The 14531-nt window shown below is 45.6% G+C and carries 14 protein-coding genes; 1 reads left to right on the plus strand and 13 read right to left on the minus strand.

Translation table 11 applies throughout. The annotated features are described in order from the left end of the window. Positions 1 to 34 precede the first annotated feature (34 nt). On the minus strand, positions 35 to 1384 hold the full coding sequence (locus QRD89_RS11425) for an aspartate kinase (RefSeq protein WP_286095295.1): 1350 nt from the start codon (positions 1382 to 1384) through the stop codon (positions 35 to 37). 208 nt (positions 1385 to 1592) lie between these two features. Here QRD89_RS11425 and QRD89_RS11430 point away from each other — a divergent pair, with 208 nt between their 5' ends. Beyond that, on the plus strand, positions 1593 to 1865 hold the full coding sequence (locus QRD89_RS11430) for a hypothetical protein (RefSeq protein WP_008639223.1): 273 nt from the start codon (positions 1593 to 1595) through the stop codon (positions 1863 to 1865). Positions 1866 to 1901: 36 nt separating this feature from the next. Here the strand turns inward: QRD89_RS11430 and spo0A are convergent, their stop codons facing one another. The 12 genes from spo0A to nusB form a co-directional block, all read right to left on the minus strand. Then, entirely contained in the window at positions 1902 to 2681 is a 780-nt protein-coding gene (gene spo0A / locus QRD89_RS11435) for a sporulation transcription factor Spo0A (protein WP_008639226.1), read from the minus strand. Positions 2682 to 2923: 242 nt separating this feature from the next. Further along, a complete protein-coding gene (gene spoIVB, locus QRD89_RS11440) occupies positions 2924 to 4165 on the minus strand; it encodes a SpoIVB peptidase (RefSeq protein ID WP_008639228.1) in 1242 nt (413 codons plus the stop codon). 189 nt (positions 4166 to 4354) lie between these two features. Beyond that, complete coding sequence (gene recN, locus QRD89_RS11445) at positions 4355 to 6082, minus strand: DNA repair protein RecN (RefSeq protein ID WP_008639230.1); 1728 nt, start codon at positions 6080 to 6082, stop codon at positions 4355 to 4357. A 15-nt stretch (positions 6083 to 6097) separates the two neighbouring features. Continuing rightward, the gene (gene ahrC, locus QRD89_RS11450; protein ID WP_008639233.1) at positions 6098 to 6547 is read right to left on the minus strand and encodes a transcriptional regulator AhrC/ArgR; all 450 of its coding nucleotides are present in this window, start codon (positions 6545 to 6547) and stop codon (positions 6098 to 6100) included. 62 nt (positions 6548 to 6609) lie between these two features. Then, positions 6610 to 7434, minus strand: coding sequence for a TlyA family RNA methyltransferase (locus QRD89_RS11455; protein WP_008639235.1), 825 nt, complete (start codon positions 7432 to 7434; stop codon positions 6610 to 6612). A gap of 7 nt (positions 7435 to 7441) precedes the next feature. Then, entirely contained in the window at positions 7442 to 9334 is a 1893-nt protein-coding gene (gene dxs / locus QRD89_RS11460; RefSeq protein ID WP_062513742.1) for a 1-deoxy-D-xylulose-5-phosphate synthase, read from the minus strand. A gap of 18 nt (positions 9335 to 9352) precedes the next feature. Next, complete coding sequence (locus QRD89_RS11465; RefSeq protein WP_008639239.1) at positions 9353 to 9952, minus strand: hypothetical protein; 600 nt, start codon at positions 9950 to 9952, stop codon at positions 9353 to 9355. Positions 9953 to 10659: 707 nt separating this feature from the next. Beyond that, complete coding sequence (locus tag QRD89_RS11470) at positions 10660 to 11529, minus strand: polyprenyl synthetase family protein (RefSeq protein ID WP_026577223.1); 870 nt, start codon at positions 11527 to 11529, stop codon at positions 10660 to 10662. 12 nt (positions 11530 to 11541) lie between these two features. Beyond that, the gene (locus QRD89_RS11475; protein ID WP_008637088.1) at positions 11542 to 11778 is read right to left on the minus strand and encodes an exodeoxyribonuclease VII small subunit; all 237 of its coding nucleotides are present in this window, start codon (positions 11776 to 11778) and stop codon (positions 11542 to 11544) included. Further along, positions 11775 to 13121 carry an exodeoxyribonuclease VII large subunit gene (xseA, locus tag QRD89_RS11480; protein WP_062513743.1) on the minus strand — a complete coding sequence of 449 codons (1347 nt, stop codon included), beginning with the start codon at positions 13119 to 13121 and terminating at the stop codon, positions 11775 to 11777. Before xseA ends, QRD89_RS11475 begins: the two co-directional genes overlap by 4 nt. Before the next feature lie 12 nt (positions 13122 to 13133). After that, positions 13134 to 13991: a bifunctional methylenetetrahydrofolate dehydrogenase/methenyltetrahydrofolate cyclohydrolase FolD gene (gene folD / locus QRD89_RS11485; protein ID WP_008637076.1), complete on the minus strand. Its 858-nt coding sequence runs from the start codon at positions 13989 to 13991 to the stop codon at positions 13134 to 13136. A gap of 23 nt (positions 13992 to 14014) precedes the next feature. After that, positions 14015 to 14392: a transcription antitermination factor NusB gene (nusB, locus tag QRD89_RS11490; protein WP_008637074.1), complete on the minus strand. Its 378-nt coding sequence runs from the start codon at positions 14390 to 14392 to the stop codon at positions 14015 to 14017. Positions 14393 to 14531: the final 139 nt, after the last annotated feature.

Below are 14531 nucleotides of genomic sequence, written 5' to 3' on the forward strand. Positions count from 1 at the left end.
CTGCCCCCGTCCTTACACAGAACGTCCATGCTTCTTATTCAAAGAACGTATGATAAAGGGATTGAAGAGCATCCGAAAGCCCGGAGGATTTCACACCGAACATCATGGATACTTCGGATGATCCTTGATTAATCATTTCTATATTCACACCAGCCTCCCTGAAAGCAGATGCTGCTTGACTGGCAATGCCGACCGTTTGGTTCATCCCTTCCCCTACAATCATAATCATAGCCATCTCTCGTTCAATCAGTACCGTGTCAACTTTCAACTCTTCTTTGATCCGATTTACCACCACTTCTTCCTTCTCTGGTGGAAGGTGATGTTCCCTGATGACAACAGACATGTCATCGATTCCCGAAGGAGCGTGTTCAAAGGAAACCTCTTCATCTTCCAGTATTTGAAGTAGTTTTCGACCGAATCCGATCTCACGGTTCATCAAATATTTACTGACATATAAATTCAGAAAGCCGTCATCACTTGCAATTCCTACGACATGGCTTTCCCGCTCAGGCAGCTCTGCTACGATCATCGTCCCTGGAGCAGAAGGATTATTTGTGTTTTTTATGCATACCGGTATTTTCGCTTTAAAGGCCGGTATGAGAGCTTCGTCATGGAAGACGGAAAAGCCTGCATAAGACAGCTCTCTCATTTCCCTGTAGGTTAAGGATGTCAACGGCTTTGGTTTGTCCACATACATTGGATTAACACAAAATACCGAATCAACATCAGTAAAGTTCTCATAAAGCTCGGCTTTTAACCCGGCAGCAACAATAGAACCGGTTATATCCGAACCTCCTCTGGAGAAAGTTACGATCTCTCCTTCCGGTGTAAACCCAAAGAATCCGGGTATGACTAAAATTTCGTTCCGACTTCTTAATTCATACAATCGATCGAAACTTTCCTCTAAAACGATGGCTCCTCCAGGCTCATCCCTGACGAGAATACCTGCGTCTTTGGGATTTACATAGGAAGCAGACAGACCTGACTTCTTCAAATAAGCACTGATGATACGTGCGGATCCGTCTTCACCACAAGCTTTCAGGGAATCAAGCCCATGGCTGTGCTCCTCTTGTATCATCTGAACGGCTTTGTCGATTTGTTCTTTTACAGACTCCATCACGCTTATCGAAAGGTCGAGCTCTTCTGTCATAGACCGGAAACGATCCAGAATTCTTTTATACACATCTTCTTTCATAACTCCTGCCTGTAAGGCCATTCCCAGCTCGATTAATAAATCGGTTACCTTTGTATCCTCTTTATATCGCTTGCCAGGCGCCGACACAACGACAACACGCCGGCTGTCATCCAATTCAATAATCCCTTTTACTTTTTTGATTTGCCCCGCATCTGCTACAGAGCTGCCACCAAATTTAATAACTTTCATATGTACAACACCCCATTAGTGAACCAAAGTAATTAATAATTAAGAATTGTACCACAAAATAAGAGGAGAATAGAATAGATATTTATGAAAAAAAAGATTATATAAAATATTTTCGACTTTATGTTGGGAATTTTTACATTATTTATGTATATCTGTTACATCTTTGTCTTATTTGCTTTATTATGGATATGAAAGGAGGAGTAGTCAGATGGTGTTACGCAGAGATGGATTCGGAGGAACAAGGTATTATCCGGAGAACAGCGAAATTCATATCCTTTGTACATACATGGAAACGGGCCATCGCTATATCATCATCCACTACTTGGATCTTCCTTTCAGCTACAGACAGTTGAACCGGGATGGATTATTGTTCTTGGAGGAACATATTTATACGTGCCTGCTGCCTGAATTGGATCGGATTGATGAAGGGTTTTACGATGATATGTCCATGGCAGAAGAAATTGTCAGGATGATGAAATAAAAAACACGAGGGGAAATACCCCCTCGTGTTTCGCGTTCAACTTGCTTTATGCTCCAGGCGGAGCCTGTCCGCCACCATCGCGATGAACTCTGAGTTCGTCGGTTTTGCTTTCGTATTGGAGATGGTGTAACCGAACAAGGAAGAGATCGCGTCAATGTTTCCACGATTCCAGGCTACTTCAATCGCATGACGGATCGCCCTTTCCACTCTGGAAGCCGTCGTGTTGTATTTCGTTGCAATATCAGGATAAAGGACTTTCGTAATGGAGCCGAGCAGTTCCAAATCGCGATACACCATCGTGATGGCCTCCCGCAGATATTGATACCCTTTAATATGCGCAGGGACACCGACTTCGTGAATGATATGCGTAATGCTCGTATCCAAGTCTGGTTTCTTGGACTTCGTAGACGTGTAGGTGTTTCCAAGTGCACGATTTATCGGATCTCCGGCATGCTTGATCTGGCGGACCTGCTCTCCCAGGTGATCCAGGTCGAACGGTTTCATCATGAAGTAGGCAGCACCTAATTCCACCGCTTTTTTCGTCACTTCTTCCTGACCGAACGCTGTTAACATGATCACTTCCGGCTGCTTGTCCAGCTCTCTCAATTTATTCAAAACCGCTAATCCGTCCAAGTGAGGCATGATGATGTCGAGAATGAGCACATCGGGATTCTTTTCTTCGACCATTTGGAGACAATCTTTACCATTAAATGACGTCCCAATGACATCGATATCGTGCGTGTCCTCAAAATAATCCTCAAGAAGCTTCACCAGCTCGCGATTATCATCAGCCAAACAAACTTGAATTTTTTCCATTAATTTTCCTCCTTACAAAATTGTCCTCTTTTCTCTGTAATTCATAAGTTCGACAGACAGGAAATCTAACCCTTTTTTATTATAACAAAAAAATTTTAATATTCGAGATTATCTCTTAAATGCTTTAAAATACTTTAAAAATCGCACTGTTTCGACATTGATATCCTCCGTTTGTCGAATCATGTCGATGACGTTGCAGATATTTCTACCAAAAAAAAGAAGAACCCCGTTCAGGGTTCTTCTTAGCTTGCTTTTTGACCTTTTTCTTCATAAATATCGATTCCCGCTTCTTGCAGCATCCATTCGATGTGCACACCGTAACCACTAGTAGGATCGTTGACAAAAACATGCGTGACGGCACCGATAATTTTGCCATTCTGAATGATTGGACTTCCACTCATTCCTTGAACAATTCCTCCGGTTTTCTTCAACAGTTCTTTATCTGTAATCTTGACGATCATGCCTTTTGTAACGGCTGATTTCTTCGGCGTGTTGCTCACGATTTCCACATCGAAAGTCTGCATTCTTTCTCCATCCAGCACCGTCATGATTTGTGCGGGTCCTTCTTTAACCTCTTCCGCAAATCCGACTGGTAAGCCTTCAGGGTAAGCGCTGTTCTCCATATCGCCCTCTAGTTCGCCGAATATACCAAACGGCGTATTCTTAGTAATATTTCCGAGCTTATCGTCTTTCAATGAGAACTTAGCCCGCTTTTCTCCCGGGATTCCCCGACTTCCCTTTTCAATGGAAGTTACTTGGGATTTTACTATGGTACCTTCATGAATCTCGATCGGTTTTTTTGTATCCATATCCGAGATCACGTGCCCGAGCGCTCCATATTTCTTACTTTGTGGATGGTAAAATGTCATCGTTCCGATTCCTGCAGCGGAATCTCTAATATACAGGCCGATCTGATACTCGTTTTCCTGCGCGTTGAACGCCGGTGTTAACGAAGTTTGAATCGTTTCTTCTCCACGTTTAATCGTAAGGTCGACAGCATTTTCTTTCTCTCCTGACTCCTTGACGATGGAGGACAGCTGCTCCATGCTGTGAAGGTCCTTGCCATTACCTTTAAGGAGAATATCCCCCACATGGATATTTGCTTCTTCACCAGGAGAGGCTTTTTCCGCTCCTTCACCACTAACTAAATGGTGGCCGACTACGAGGACGCCTTTCGTATGCAGTTCGACGCCTACCGACTGTCCCCCCGGTACGAGCCGGATGTCTTTCATCCCTTGTACGCTCGTCTTCTTAAGAGGAATTCCTGCAAACTCATGGAACACTTCGTCATCATCAGTAGATGAAAATGCCGTAAGTGCCTTGGAATCGTCATTCCAAACAGGTGTAGATACAGAATTGGCAGTCGTCACTTTCATTTCTGTTGGGATGGACAAATATTGTTGAACAGGTGTCAATAATGGTAACGTGAGCATGAACAGCAGGAGAACAGAACCACATATATATTTCATTATCCTTACATTCACGGGTTCACTCTCCTTCTAACTCCAGTACCAACTAAATGGCTTACTTATAATGTGGTCTTCCGCCCCTTTTTTTAAACGAGCATAATCACAGTAAATATAGTACCCATTCCCTGCCCATGTAAGATATCCCTTGAATAAAACAAAATAGGCGCAGAAAAAGCATCTGCGCCTATTTTTACCTGATCCCTGTTATTTATTACGTTTATGTTTATCTGCCATAACGAGTAGTTCTTTTGCATGCTCGACTGTCGTTTCCGTCAATTCTGCGCCGGTAATCATTCGTGAAATTTCATCCGCCTGCTCTTCGTGTGTTAATTCCGAAGCAGCTGTGTGGGTTCGATCATTATCCACGCGCTTCTCAATCCTAATGTGCGTATCGGCCATTGCAGCTACTTGTGGCAGGTGGGAGATGCAGAGCACTTGGGATCCTTCGGAGATGCCGTATATCTTCTCAGCAATCGCCTGAGCTACTCTGCCGCTTACACCTGTGTCGACTTCATCGAATATGACGCTCGTTACTCCCTGGTGTCTGGAAAATATCCGCTTTAGTGCAAGCATTATACGTGACATTTCTCCACCGGAAGCTACTTTATGTAATTCTTTAAGCGGTTCTCCTGGATTTGTGGTAATGAGGAATTTCACAATATCCGTACCGTTTGGCATCAGCTGAACCGGCTTACCTTCAAACATTGGATCCTGTTCTTTTCCTTCCTTCATACGGATATCAACCGCAAAAGATGCTTTTTCTAAATATAAATCGCGCAGCTCTTCATGAATGTATTCCCCTAGACGCGAAGCTGCTTCCATTCGTATGTCGTGGATTGCTTTCGCTTCTAATACGGCATCCTGACCAAGTTCATATATGTCTGATTCCATCTTACTTAAATGAGAGTCCTTGTTCCTAATCTCATCAATTTCTTCCTCAATCTTAGATGCGTATTGAAGCATATCATCCACTGTACCACCATATTTTTTCTTCAAACGGTTGAGCTCATTCAACCTTGACTCCATTTGATTCAATCGTTCAGGATCAAATTCCAGTTCAGCCATTTGACTGCTCAACTGGAAGGTCATTTCTTCGATTAAATAATAAGAATTAGCCAATTCCTCTGATATTTTTGCGATGTTCTCATCGACATCCGCCGTGCTTTCCAAGGAAGTCATCGCATGACTAAGCCAATCGAGACCCCGCTGTTCACCATAAAGGGAATAATAGGCATCATGAATGCCTTGATAAATTTTCTCATAATTAAGCAGTTTCTTACGTTCCTCAGCCAGCTCTTCATCCTCTTTAGGTTCCATCTCCGCTTCCTGAAGTTCGCGAAGCTGAAATTCAAGAAGGTCAAGCCGCTGCGCCATCTCCTGCTCATTCTGACTCAAATCCTTATACCGTTTCCTCAATGTCCTGTACTTATCAAAGACCTGCTGATACTCCTCAAGCGTCGGACGAATGCCTTCCCCGGCAAATACATCGAGAAGCTCTATGTGTCGATCAGGGTCCATCAATGACTGTGTTTCATGTTGGCTGTGTATATCAATGAGGGCCTGACCAAACTCCTTCATAATGCCAAGTGTAACAAGCTTTCCGTTTACGCGACATATGCTCTTTCCCTGATTTGTAATCGTCCTGTTCAAGACAACCATTCCATCATCCTGAATGTCCACTCCAAACGCTTCCCCTGTACGGTAAATCGGGTGGTCGCGCTCCACGATAAATAAACCCTCTATTTCCGCCTTTTTCGTTCCATGCCGGACGAACTCTACAGAGCCTCTTCCGCCTGACAGCAGTTGAATAGCATCGATGATAATCGACTTACCGGCACCGGTCTCTCCAGTTAAAACGGTCAAACCTTCTTTAAATGTAATGGAAATCTGATCGATAATTGCAAAATCACGAATGGATAATTCCGTTAACATGAAAATACACCTCAGTTATAGCATATTTAGCAGCTGTTCGCTTATCGCCTCTGTCTGCTTCTCACTTCGACAAATAATCAAACACGTATCATCCCCGCATATCGTGCCCATGATCTCGTCCCAATCTAAGTTATCCACCAATGCGCCAATGGCATTCGCATTCCCGGGCAGAGTCTTCAAAATGATGAAGTGACCTGCGCGGTCAATACTGACGAAAGCATCCATCATCAGTCTTTTCAGCTTTTCCAACGGGTTGAACCGCTGATCGGCAGGCAGGCTGTATTTATAACGACCATCCATCATAGGAACTTTGACAAGGTGCAGTTCTTTTATATCACGGGATACCGTTGCTTGTGTGACGTTGTACCCCATTCCCTTTAAACGATCCACCAGTTCATCCTGCGTTTCAATATCGTCGTTTGTAATCAATTCCCTGATTTTGATATGACGTTGTCCTTTATTCATGACCATCCTCCATTTCAAGTCCTTCCATAAGAAAAGGGCCGAAGCTCAGCCCTTTTTATACATTATGCGTTTTTGCCGTGCGCATCATGCGCTTCCTTGACAACTGCCTGAACATCGACATTATTGTTAATAACCGCTTGCCCCTGCTCCGTCAGACGAAGATGAACAAGAAATTCAATGTTTCCGTCTCCCCCGGTGATCGGAGAATACGTGAGTCCATAAACAGAATATCCGTACTTTGTAGCAAAATCAAGGATTGTTTCAACGACTTGACCATGAATGGCGGGATCTCTGACGATGCCCTTTTTCCCTACTTGTTCTCTCCCTGCTTCAAACTGGGGTTTGATAAGAGCTACGACATCGCCGCCCTTTTCTAAAATATCCGCCAGTACCGGCAGGATGATTCGAAGGGATATGAATGATACATCAATGGAAGCAAATTGAGGGGTGCCGTAGGACAAGTCCTCGGACGTCATGTAACGGAAGTTGGTTCGTTCCATAACAACGACCTGGTCGTTGTTACGCAGCTTCCAATCCAACTGATTGTAACCGACGTCGACGGCATAACTCATTTTCACACCGTTCTGTAGACCGCAATCGGTAAATCCTCCGGTGGAAGAGCCGATATCGATCATAACTTTGTCTCTAACTGACAAATCAAACACTTTCAAGGCTTTTTCCAGCTTCAGTCCTCCACGACTTACGTAAGGAATGGCTTTTCCCTTAACCGTCAGTTCCAGGTCTTCCTCCACCTTTTGGCCAGGCTTATCTAAACGGTTCTGCTCGTGAAAGACGAGACCGGCCATGATGGTGCGCTTGGCTTTCTCCCTCGTCTCCACGTAGCCTTTTTCAACTAACAAAACATCTAATCGTACTTTTCTGCCCATATCTTAGTTATGCCCTTTGCTGTTTAGTTGGGACCAATTCTTTTAGATTCTTGACGAGCGCATCCTCCGTCAATCCAATCTCTTCCCATAATTGACTTACACTTCCGTGTTCAATAAAACGGTCCGGAATTCCCATACGCTTCACAAATTGTCCGTTATACCCATTCTCTTCGGCAAATTCCAGGATGCTTGCTCCGAAACCGCCCTGAAGAACAGCTTCTTCGACTGTAATAATAGGTAGACCTTCCTTCATAATGTCATGGAGCATCGCATCATCAAGCGGTTTGATGAATCGGGCGTTGACAACCCGGACAGAGCGTCCTTCCTTCTCCATACGCCTGCTTGCTTCCAGAGCCATATCGATCGTAGTTCCGAAGGTGAGTATAACAGCATCTTTACCTTCTTTAAGAACGTCCCAACTGCCGATCGGTATCGTCTTCTGAACACGATCCACTTCCACACCTTTTGCATTTCCACGTGGATAGCGGATGGCAAACGGACCATCATCATAAGACGCGGCCGTATGAACGAGGTGCTGCGCCTCATTTTCGTCTTTAGGCATAGTAATGATCATATTCGGAATGGAACGTAGAAACGCGACATCGAATACTCCCTGGTGTGTTTCTCCATCCGCACCGACAAGCCCGGCACGATCGATTCCAAGGATGACATTCAGTTTCATACGGGCGATGTCATGGATCACCTGGTCGTAACTGCGTTGAAGGAATGTCGAGTAAATAGCCAAAAACGGCTTCATCCCCTGAGTTGCCAGCCCCGCAGACAGCGTGGTCGCATGTTGTTCTGCGATACCTACATCATAGAGCCTGTCCGGAAACTCCTCGCCGAATTTTTCAAGCTTGGAACCGAGAATCATTGCTGGTGTGACTGCAACAATACGATCATCTTTTCTTGCTTCCACCCGCAGAGCTTCACTGATGACCGAGCTCCATGCTGGAGGGGCATCTACAGGCTTGATTTTCTCCCCGGACTCGATCTTGTAAGGGCCCACGCCATGCCATTTGTCTTTCACATCATTCTCAGCCGGATGATAGCCTTTACCTTTTTGGGTCATGACATGGACGATGACAGGACCATCTGTTTTCTTCGCATATTTGAGATTTTCGATAAGGTCGTCGAAATCATGCCCGTCCACAGGACCAAAATAAGTAAATCCCAGTTCCTCAAAAAACATGCCGGGAACGACGAAATATTTCATGCTGTCTTTCAATCGTTCAGCGACTTGGGCAATCTTACCGCCGACGGCTGGGATCTTCTTCATGATCCACTCTAAGTCGTCTTTTGCACGGTTATATTTCCCGGCACTTCTCATTCGAGCAAGTGCCCCGTGCAGCGCACCGACGTTTTTGGCGATGGACATTTCGTTATCATTTAAGATGACGGTTACATTCTTCTTCTCATCCCCTATATGGTTCAGCGCTTCCAAGGCCATTCCCCCTGTAAGGGCGCCGTCTCCAATAATCGGAAGGATCGAATGGTTTTCTTTTTTAAGGTCCCTTGCGATCGCCATTCCCATGGCTGCGGAAAGAGACGTGGAGCTGTGTCCCGTTTCCCAGACATCGTGTTCGCTCTCATCCCGCTTAGGGAATCCGCACAGACCTTTATATTGGCGAAGCGAGCCGAATTGGTCTGCTCTCCCTGTCAGGATTTTATGGATATAGGACTGGTGTCCGACGTCCCACAGCAGGCGGTCTTCCGGACTGTTGTACACTTTATGCAAAGCAAGCGTCAGTTCGACTACGCCGAGGTTAGCCCCCAGGTGCCCTCCTGTCGCTGCCAGATTTTCAATAAGGAATTGTCTTGTTTCCTGCGCTAGTACTTCTAGCTGCTTTGTATTCATTTCCTTTAGAAAGGAAGGATTTTTGATTTTACACAGATCCATAAATGGACCCCCTTGTATTTATCTTGATTTTTTTGCGGATGCCGCCGTTCCTGTTACTATTTTTACTTTCAGACGCTTTTCTAACCATGCAATTACTTTTGCGGCTGTAAAGATAATCTTCGTGGAAGAGTGAATAGCAAAGGATTTCCCTAAAGCCTTCCCTCCGACCGTAAGCGCAGCGACAATACTTGTCAGTGTGACAGAGATGACGATCTGCACAGTCGAACCTTCATTGTAGCCGAAGGAGTTGGCGAGTTGGATGACGACAACAGCAGATGCTGTTCCGCTGACTATACCAGATATATCCCCTATTACGTCGTTACAGAAACTAGCGAATCGATCCGCGTTTCTCACGATGACAATAGCTTCTTTCGCACCTGGGACCTTTTCAGAGGCCATGGCATGAAACGGGGTTTCATCTGCAGCAGTGGCTGCTATGCCCAGCATATCGAAAACGACACCAATCAATACGATGATCAATACAATGACGAGGCCGAAGATCCATATGACACCACTTAACACGGAAGAAGATATAACTGAAAAAATAGCCGCTAACACGAATGTGATAACGGCAATACTCAAACTAAATTGTACGGCTCTTTTAAATTTATTGTCCATTCTATACCTCTATATATTAGAATTACATTTCATATGTAGGAAAGGAATGGTCATGAAACAGGTAAAAATTGCGGCTTAGGTCTAGTAGGTTTTCCCAACTGAGTACCGAGTGTCACCACTCTGGCGGTTCCCCATTAAACTCAGCTCAGCTCCGTCTCCGAAAACTGGACTAGATTGCCACTCAGTCCGCACTATAATTCCTGTTCCATGTCCATAAACGAACAGCCTAGGGGATTTCCCCGACAGCCTTTAGCCGTTCCTTAGCCTCTTTTGCAGTCATGATTTCATATAGTTTACGCATCAGCACCTCAGTGGCCATCTGAAGATGAACTGACATTCATGCTATAATCCCCTCAAACACCACTCAAGGCAGGCTACGCTGCGCACATAGAGACTACTCCATATGCTGCAGGTTCATACCCCATTTCATAACGGCATCTGGCTCAGATGCCATCACAAGAATGGGCCTCCGCGGAAGCAGGGTCAACGCCCACATGCCTTTGTGGATCGCCCTGCGACCTTAACTCCCAGCATCGACCCAAGGCTGGGCGCCTCAAGCCAACACAAGGAACTTCATCGATGTGCCCTTCGGCGGATTTTTAGGCCCGCCTTCAGGAACGGAGGGCCGACTAGGATACTGCACCATTCCTTTATATAAATCAAATATACCATAGAATGATCAGCCGCTCAATTGAAAACATCCGGGATCAATGGTCACGATCACTTAAGTACTCGATCAGTTGGGATAGAAACGTCCCTTCCACTCCGGCGTCTTTAAGTGCCTGTTTTGCTATACCGACATATTGCTCCTTCTGCTCCACGGCACCTTCGAGGCCAAGAAGTTGAGGGTAGGTGCTTTTATGATTGCCTTCATCGCTTCCTGTCGGCTTTCCAATGACGGCTGCGTCTCCTGTTACGTCCAGGATATCGTCCTGAATTTGGAAAATAAGACCGAGTGCATCCGCCATTTTCTCCATGGCTGCACTTGCTTCGGAGGAAGCTCCTCCTAAATAAGCACCTGCCATGACAGAAAAACGGAGAAGCTGTCCCGTCTTATTTCTATGGATACTTTCAAGCTCATCCAGCGTAATTTGTTTATTTTCACTGAGCATGTCCTGCATTTGTCCCTCGACCATGCCGGTGGCTCCACTTGCTTTTGCCAGTTCTTTAATCAGATACACACGCTCTCGATCGGAAAGCGCAGGATCTTCTGCAACGATCCGGGAGCTCATCGTAAGCAGTGCATCCCCTGCAAGAATCGCTGTCGCCTCGTCAAATTGTTTGTGATTGGTAGGCTGACCTCGACGCACATCATCATCATCCATTGCCGGAAGGTCATCGTGGATTAAGGAGTAGGTATGGATCATTTCCAGGCTCGACGATACTCCCAATGTTTTTGTTTCTTCTACTCCAAACGCCTCGGCTGTCGCCATAAGCAGAATCGGCCGCAGTCGCTTCCCTCCTGCTCTTAACGAATACAGCATGGCATCCTGCAGCCTCCCGGGAGTCGAGTATTCGCGCAGGTACATATCCAAATAGTCATTGATTGTCTCACGTTTATCGCTGAGGTAATCCATTAATGCCACGGTTTATTCTTCCTCCTGGACGGAGAATGGTACAAATTCGCCATGCTCATTCATTATTTTCTGCATCTGCTCTTCCACATTGCCCAATTTCTCGCTGCATAATTTAGAAAGCTTCATACCATCCTGATAATATTGGATAGCTTTCTCCAGAGGGACCTCCCCCGTCTCCAATTTCTCTACAATGCCTTCTAACTGGTCCATCGCTTCTTCGAAACTGAGTTCATCTTTCTTCTCGGTCATTTTTCATCCTCCTTCACAGCGGTTACGTGACAATTAATGCTTCCATCCTGCACCTTAAGCGAGATTGCTTCCCCTTCTTTGACTTCAGAAGTCTTTTTTATGACCCCGCCCTGGTCGTTGAACGGGATCGCATATCCGCGTTTCATGATTTCCAGCGGGTTGAGGAGCGTCAACTTGTCTATGTGATTGTGGAAACGATCTTTTTTCGTTTTAATGATCTGATCCATTCTGGTGTTCAGCTGTTTTTCTGTCCGTTGGAGAGCTCGGGACCCGTCTCTGATTTTCATTTCCGGTCCCTGTTGACGGAGTCTCCTCGTCAAGGAAGTCCACCGCTCCAGCGTCTGTGTCCTGTTCTGTTCAAGCCTGCGCGTCAATCGTTCGAGCATCCTGTCAAGATCCTGCTCCTTCTGTCTGAGCAGTTGTTCCGGATACTTAAAGGCATAGGATTTCTTGATGCGTTGAAGCCTTTGTAGAGACTCATCTTTCTTGACGATCATGGATCGATTCAAGCGGCGCTGCCGTCCTTGAACGGTCTCTCTCAGTTCTACAATCGACGGAACAGCTAATTCCGCTGCGCCTGTCGGAGTCGCAGCCCGGACGTCTGCCACGAAATCCGCAATGGTGGTATCCGTTTCGTGACCGACGGCAGAAATAACAGGGATCCGGGAATCAGCAATTTCTCTCGCGACCTGCTCTTCATTAAATCCCCACAAATCTTCAATCGAACCCCCGCCCCTGCCGACAATCAACACGTCGCAGTCGAGGTGTTCGTTTGCATAACGGACTGCCTGAGCGACAGAGTCTGCCGCTCTCTCGCCCTGAACAAGAACAGGAAGAATAGAGACAGGAACAATTGGGTAACGCCTCTTTATTGTCGTCAAGATGTCTCTTACAGCTGCTCCGGTTGGAGAAGTAATGACACCGATATGTTTCGGATATGTAGGCAGAGGCTTTTTTCTCTCTACATCGAATAAGCCCTCTTTTTCCAATTTCTCCTTCAATTGTTCAAATGCAAAATACAAAGCTCCGATTCCGTCCGGCTGCATTTCCTTGATATACAATTGATACTGCCCCATCGGTTCATAGACGTTAATTTCACCTTTAACAAGTACGTTCATCCCATTTTCCGGAACGAACTTTAACGACCGGTTGCTGCCGGCGAACATGACTGCCTGAATACGCGCCTGTTCATCTTTCAGGGAAAGATACATGTGGCCGCGGCTGTGATGCTTAAAGTTAGAGATTTCCCCCCGCAGCCACACGGTTTTCAGATGAGGATCTCCCGACAGCTTCCGCTTAATGTACTTCGTAAGTGCCGTAACCGTTAAATATTGATCGCTCACAGTAAAATCCCCTTATTGATCGTAGTGATGGATGCGCTTGGCCGCTTTAATTGTATTATGGAGAAGCATAGTGATCGTCATAGGGCCGACTCCTTTTGGTACAGGAGTAATGTGGGAGGCTACTTCAAGAGCGGATTCGAAATCAACATCTCCTGTCAATTTCCCGTCCACCCGGTTCACACCGACATCAATAACGACAGCACCTTGTTTAATATCATCCCCGGACACAAGAGAAGCTTTCCCAGCTGCTACGATGAGTATATCTGCTTGTTTCGTATGATAACGTAAATCTTTTGTCCGTGAATGGCAGTGGGTCACGGTCGCGTTTTTATTAAGAAGGAGCTGTCCCACCGGCTTGCCGACGAGGTTACTTCTCCCGACGATAACGACGTGCTTCCCTTCCAAATCAATGTTTGCTCGTTCAAGCATGACAACAATTCCATAAGGGGTGCATGGGAAAAAGGTGTCTTGACCAGTCATCATTTTCCCAACATTTGAAGGATGGAATCCATCGACATCTTTTTCAGGAGCAATAGCTTCGATGATCTTCTGATCTGAAATATGGTCAGGAACCGGCAGTTGAACGAGGATCCCATGAACCGTTTCATCGTGATTCAGACGATCGATCAGGGACAGGAGTTCCTCCTCTGTCGTTTCTTCTGGAAGCTCAATCAAATCAGAATCCAGACCGACTTTCTCTGAAGCGCGCTGCTTCCCTTTGACATAGGACATGGATGCAGGGTCTTCCCCGATTATGACAACAACCAATTTAGGATGAATCCGGCTTTCGTTTAAAGTACGTACTTCTTCTTTCATTTCCTGACGTAATTCTTCCGCTAACTGATTACCGTAAATAATTTCTGCTGACATTTTCCCATTCCCCCTTGTTTGTGTTAAACCATTTTCGATAGAACGCCGTTGACAAACTTACCTGAATCTTCTTCACCGAAGATTTTAGCAAGCTCAATGGCTTCGTTGATAGCGACCTGAGTCGGCACATCTTCCTTGTAGCGCATTTCGTAGGCTGCCATTCTGAGTACCGTCTTTTCCACTTTTGGAAGACGCGGCAGTGTCCAGTTATCCAAATGCTCAGAGATCCATCCGTCCAGCTCGTCCCTGTTCTTCATAACACCGTGCACCAGGTCATGAAGGAAGGGGTCTACTTCCTGATCTTCGATTACGTGCCGGATCGCCTCATCGGTATCGATTTCACTCGTAATCGTTTGGAAAAGCGCCTGAAAGGCTTTTTCGCGTGCTGTGCGTCGTTTCATTTTCATTCTCCTTTAAGTAATATCCGTTTGCATAATAACATTTTAGCGGAATAAAAGCTATCAGAACAGGAATGTTCGATGATGACAGAACATTTCGATTTTTCCTCTGCAAAAAAAGAAAAATCAGAAAAGGAGGACC

The organism is Halobacillus sp. ACCC02827, from assembly GCF_030291935.1.
Taxonomy (GTDB): domain Bacteria; phylum Bacillota; class Bacilli; order Bacillales; family Halobacillaceae; genus Halobacillus.